Annotated in this window: 4 protein-coding genes and 2 pseudogenes; 1 reads left to right on the top strand and 5 read right to left on the bottom strand. The window is 56.9% G+C overall.

Annotated elements, in window-relative coordinates; genetic code table 11:
• Positions 1-15 precede the first annotated feature (15 nt).
• The 5 genes and pseudogenes from tnpC to FNA46_RS15595 form a co-directional block, all read right to left on the bottom strand.
• Entirely contained in the window at positions 16-1,548 is a 1,533-nt protein-coding gene (gene tnpC / locus FNA46_RS15620; protein ID WP_143126137.1) for an IS66 family transposase, read from the bottom strand.
• A gap of 71 nt (positions 1,549-1,619) precedes the next feature.
• Positions 1,620-1,976, bottom strand: coding sequence for an IS66 family insertion sequence element accessory protein TnpB (gene tnpB, locus FNA46_RS15615; RefSeq protein WP_143126136.1), 357 nt, complete (start codon positions 1,974-1,976; stop codon positions 1,620-1,622).
• A complete protein-coding gene (gene tnpA / locus FNA46_RS15610) occupies positions 1,973-2,461 on the bottom strand; it encodes an IS66-like element accessory protein TnpA (RefSeq protein WP_210245889.1) in 489 nt (162 codons plus the stop codon). Before tnpA ends, tnpB begins: the two co-directional genes overlap by 4 nt.
• Positions 2,462-2,834: 373 nt before the next feature.
• The gene (locus FNA46_RS15600) at positions 2,835-4,763 is read right to left on the bottom strand and encodes a methyl-accepting chemotaxis protein (protein ID WP_425468767.1); all 1,929 of its coding nucleotides are present in this window, start codon (positions 4,761-4,763) and stop codon (positions 2,835-2,837) included.
• 171 nt (positions 4,764-4,934) lie between these two features.
• Positions 4,935-5,089, bottom strand: a pseudogene (locus FNA46_RS15595) (IS630 family transposase); the annotation flags it as partial.
• Positions 5,090-5,170: 81 nt separating this feature from the next.
• Between FNA46_RS15595 and FNA46_RS15590 the strand changes: the two are divergent.
• Positions 5,171-5,446 (top strand): annotated as a pseudogene (locus FNA46_RS15590) (IS110 family transposase); the annotation flags it as partial.

The raw sequence follows: 5,446 nt of genomic DNA, 5'->3' as shown, positions 1-5,446 counted from the left end.
TTGTAAGCGGTGTTCTCAGGCCACGTGCTTGGTTTCTGGCTTCACGGCGTAGGCCCAAGGCAACAGGTCGTCGAGCTGACCATTCGGGTGTCCATTGACGATCTTGGTGATGACGTCGGCCAGATAGGCCAGCGGATCAACGGCATTGAGCTTGGCCGTTTCGATGAGCGAGGCAATGGTCGCCCAGTGTTCGGCCCCGGCGTCAGAGCCTGCGAACAATGCATTTTTCCGATTCAGGGCGATCGGCCTGATAGAGCGTTCGACGGTGTTGGAGTCGATCTCGATACGGCCGTCATCGATGAAACGGATCAATCCATCCCAGCGTGAGATCGTGTAGCGGATTGCTTCGGCGAGCTTGGTCTTCTGGCTGATGAGCGAGAGTTGCTCGGTCAGCCAAGGCGCGAGACTGTCGATGATCGGGCGGCTCTTGGCCTGCCGGATAGCGCGACGTTCCTTGTGAATGAGACCGCGGATATCATCCTCGATCTTGTAGAGTTCGGCGATGCGCCTGAGCGCTTCGCTGGCAATAGGCGCGGGACCGGCCGACGCCAGTTCATAGAAACGCCGGCGCACATGGCTCCAGCAGAATGCCAAAGACACACTGTTGCCGGCGGCGAGCGCTCGATAGCCAACATATCCGTCGACCTGCAGGATGCCGACGAAGCCATTGAGATGTGCCATCGGCCGTTCGCTCTTGCGATCGGGCGCATAGACATAGACGACACCGGGCGGGTCGGCTCCCTGCCATGGCCTGTCGTCGCGCGCATAAGCCCAAAGTTGCCCGGTCTTTGTCTTTCCCCGGCCCGGATCGAGCACCGGGGCGGTCGTCTCGTCGGCGAAAAGCTTTGACGAGGCCTTCAGATGCTCGAGCAGCCTTCGATGAACCGGGCGCAGATGCCAGGCGGCGCGACCGACCCAGTCGGCAAGTGTCGAGCGGTCGAGGTCGATGCCCTGACGCTTGTAGATTTGCGCCTGTCTGTAGAGCGGCAGGTGATCGGCGTATTTGGAGACCAGCACCTGGGCGACGGTCGCTTCAGTCGGAATGCCACCTTCGATCAACCGCGCGGGAGCTACCGCCTGGACGACGACTTCCTCGCAGGCCCGGCATGCATATTTGGGACGGCGCGTTACCAGAACGCGGAACTGGGCTGGCACGATGTCGAGCTTCTCGCTGACGTCTTCGCCGATCCGATGCAGGCCTTTGCCACAGCAGGGGCAGTCATGGCTCTCGATGTCGATGACGACATCGATGCGCGGCAGATGGGCAGGAAGGGCACCACGGTTTGTCCGCCGCCTGGCGACCCGTTCCCGGCGCAGATCGCTCGATGCCTGCTCCTTATCTTCCAGGCCGTCCGCCTCGACCTGTTCGGCCTCTTCGAGCCCAAGGAGAAGCTGATCTTCTGGAAGCGTCTCAGCGCGACGGCCGAAGCGATGACGCTGCAATTCCCTGATGATCTGACGCAGCCTGGCGTTCTCGAGCTCGCGCGAAAGCACCATGGCCTTGAGCGCGTTCAGGTCGTCGGGAAGCTCGTCGGCCGTCATCGTCATGGATCGACAACAGCACAATCCTGCGACCAAGACGAGGGTGTGGATGAGCCTGATTCAATTGGTCGCGGCGACTATCCCGCCTTCTCCGGAACACGCGCCTCGATCGGCGCTTGAACGCGCTTCCAGTTCAGCCCCTCGAACAGTGCCGAGAACTGGGCAGCCGTCAGACGCATCGCTCCATCCTGCATCTTGGGCCAATGGAACTCGCCATCTTCAAGCCGCTTGGAGACCAGGCATACACCGCTACCGTCCCAGAAGACGAGCTTGATCCGGTCCGCCCGCCTGGCCCGGAACACGTAGATCGCGCCGGAGAACGGATCGGCCCCCATCTCGGCCTTGACCAGCGCCGCAAGGCCTTCCGCGCCTTTGCGAAAGTCGACAGGCCGAGTGGCAACCATCACCTTTACCGCTCCCGACGGCCCGATCACGATTGTGCCTTCACGGCCTGGATGACGGCAGCAATCGTGGCCGCATCTGCACCGGATGCGATCCTGACGATCGTCCCGCCGATCTCCAATTCAATTGCGCCGCTCCCCGGCTTCTTTCTCGGCGCACGCGCCGGTTCCGGCTCTTTGGCTACCGCTTTGGTAGGCACGGCCAAGACCGCTTGCGCAAACATCGGAACGTCCTCGACATCAGGCACAACTTCGAGCGGCTTGCGGGCAAGCCGACGCCAGGTGAACAATTGCTGCGGCGTCAATCCGTGACGCCGCGCGACAGCGCAGACCGTTACGGCTGGATCATAGCTCTCCGCCACGATCTCAGCTTTGCGCTCGTCGCTCCACTCACGCCGTCGGCCGCTGCCCGTGAAAACCTCGAACCGGCGCACCGGCTCTTCATCACTCGATGTCAGCGTAAGCTGTGAAATCGACATATCTCCAAGCCCTCGTTCGGCTTCAACATCGTCAATCACGAACTGATCCGGAAGGTGTGGTCAAAACACCGCTTACGGCCAAATCATCGAGCAGAACAGCGAAAATCACGTCGCGGAGACCTCAGCGCCGTCTCTCAGCACGGCTCCCGGGCGTGATGTTTCCGCGCCGGAGGTGTCGGGCGATAGCCCACTCCCCTCTCTCGTCGGCGAGGATCCGACGCCACCTCATCTCGCCAACCTTGCCGATCGCGCCCGGAGTTATTTCGAAGCCGCTAGTTCGGCTGGAAAATTCCAGTTCCAAATGGCCCAATTTATTGGGAGCACGTCAAAGAGAAACGGACCGGAATACTGGCCATACGGAGTAGAGTTGCACCGGGCAACAGCGAAGTTTTTGCCCGGTGCCAGCCCCGTTTCAAAAGTCCTCCCAGCTCTCCCCACTCGAACGACCCTGTCCTACTGCCCTCAACCGAGGCACAGGCGCTGTGGTAGGTTGATCAGATCTGCTTGGAGATGCTTTCGGATTTCGTACTGCGAGTACAGCATCACCCTCCTTATGTCCGGGTCGATTGGTCGCAAGCGAGAATTGAGCGATCAATCCTCGAAGCTTGCTGACTTCGCCCATCAAAGCATTGGAGGCCGCACTCGACTCCTCAACCATAGCCGCATTTTGCTGCGTGGTTTGATCCATGGATGTTACGGCTTCATTGACTTCACTAAGGCCTGTGAATTGCTCCTTAGCGGAAAGAGCAATGGCATCCATATGTGCATTCATTTCAACGATCAGTGATCCTATTGTTCTCAAGGTTTCGCCCGTCTTGCGGACAAGATCTACGCCACTTGAGACTTCGCCTGTCGAGTTCTCAATCAGCGCCTTGATTTCTTTTGCTGCAGTAGCCGACCTTTGCGCGAGCTCTCGCACTTCCTGCGCAACAACTGCGAAACCCTTCCCTGCCTCCCCAGCACGGGCAGCTTCGACTCCAGCGTTCAGTGCAAGCAGGTTTGTCTGGAACGCGATTTCATCGATCACACCAATAATGTTGGAGATTTTTTGCGATGAATCCTCAATCCGCTTCATGGCCTCTTCAGCAAGGGCCACCACTTCTGATGACTTGTTTGCCGAGAGCTTCGCCTGGCTCGCGACCTGTCGTGCATCTTCCGTACGCTGAGTAGAGTTCTTGACGTTCGAAGTGATTTGCTCGACGGCCGCGGCGGTTTCCTCCAGCGATGCTGCTTGTTGCTCTGTGCGTTTTGAAAGCTGGTTTGCACCAACCGCAATTTCGTTGGATCCAGTATCGATCAATGCGATGCTCTGGCTTACAGCCGAAAGCGTATCGTTAAGTTGGTGCACAGACTGATTGAAATCGAGTCGCAAAGGCTCAAATTCCGGAGAGAATTTCTCATCGAGCTGGAAGTTCAGCTCGCCGCTTGCGAGAAGCTTGAGCCCGCGCGCGAGACCACTAGTCGCAACACGAAGCCTCTCATCAGCCTGCGCCTCCGCAAGCGCCTGGGCTGCCTGCCGCTCGGCTTCTGTTCGCTGACGCATTTCTTCGGTTTCTTTCTGCAACTGAGCGTTCGCGACCGTTGCATCTCGGAACGTCTCGAGTGCGGCGTACATCATTCCGATCTCGTCCCGCTGATTTGCAAGAGGGAAACTGACATTCGTATCCCCCTGCGAAAGACGAATGGTCGCTTCGATCAAGTCCTTGATTGGCTTGATCACGCTCCGTCGCAGTATAAATGCCGTCAGCAACAGAACACTCAAAATACTATATTCAATGAGGTCAGAGATCCAGCGTTGAGCAGCTTTTGTTTCCGAAAGAGCGTCTTTAGCTTCCTGTGTAAAACCCTTGGCATTCGTGATGGAGGCGTCGATAGCTTTTTTGGCAGCCGTACTGATCGGTACCGTTGACTGTGCACGAACGGCATCCAACTGCTTCAGATTGGTGAAATTATTGCTCCGCACATAGTCCGCGACAACTGTAGTGGCTTTTGCGTAATCTTTCAGGGATGTCTGGATGTCTTTAAGGACATCTGGCTTCATTGCGATTCGGATGGACTCATCCAGTCCTCTTTGCCCGGCTTCGGAAACAGGAGCGACTTGGGAAAGGGCCCTATCAAGCTCCTCGGACGTATCCGCAAGGCAAATGTCGCGTAGATAGATTTGCAACTTAAGCAAAGTCTTCTCAGCTTGAGCAATCCCATCGAATATGATCTGCTCACGTTGAACGACCTCCTCGGCATTGGTGATGGCCTTTTGCGCCAGATAATCGTTCACGATCAACCCGGCGATCATGGAGATTGCTAGACCGGACGCTACATAAATCTTTTTTGAGACCGTCATGCTCACTATTGGCATCGTCCTTTCCCCGCGGTTTGATTAGATATTCGTCATATAAAATTTCAATGTTTAAATAAGCGGAAACGGGCAATGTGAATTTTCCTTCATAAAATATTGTAGGCGCGTAACATATCCACGGTATCATTCGAAGTAGGCTACTAGAGTGGTTGCCCGTCATGCTGGATCGTAACCACATATGTGAAGAAGTTTCGAACCTCCTGGTGCTCGATGAGGTCAATCAGCTTCCCGATCCTGTCCCAAAGGCCGGTCACAGTGCGTTCGGCCGCCTTGCGCAGGAGCGCCTTGAGCTTGGCGAACATCATCTCGATTGATGTTGTGGATGGCTCCTGCTCCCGCCGGCGTATTCCGGCATAGTTTGGATGACATCATCCGGATCAAAGGAGCGATCCATGTCAGAGCTTGCCACAGTGGGTATCGATCTCGCAAAGAGTGTCTTTCAGATCCACGGTGTGGACGAGAACGGTCTGGTTCTTGTGCGCCGGCAGCTTCGGCGCAGCCAATTACTTGCATTTTTCCAGAAGCGTCCACGATGTCTCATTGGCATGGAGGCTTGCGCCGGCGCTCACGATTGGGGCCGCAGGCTTCAGGAACTGGGGCATGACGTTCGGCTGATGCCGCCGTCTTATGTGAAGCCTTACGTGAAGCGAGGAAAGACCGACGCCGCG

Source organism: Affinirhizobium straminoryzae (genome assembly GCF_007004135.1).
Classification (GTDB): Bacteria; Pseudomonadota; Alphaproteobacteria; order Rhizobiales; family Rhizobiaceae; genus Neorhizobium; species Neorhizobium straminoryzae.
The sequence above is the reverse complement of the archived record's forward strand: the minus strand, read 5'-3'. Positions and strand labels throughout refer to the sequence as shown.

What these genes read in the sequence shown, in the direction of transcription:
- tnpC (WP_143126137.1), bottom strand. Translation starts at nt 1,548, where the DNA reads ATGACGATGACGGCCGACGAGCTTCCCGACGACCTGAACGCGCTCAAG.
- FNA46_RS15600 (WP_425468767.1), bottom strand. Translation starts at nt 4,763, where the DNA reads ATGACGGTCTCAAAAAAGATTTATGTAGCGTCCGGTCTAGCAATCTCC.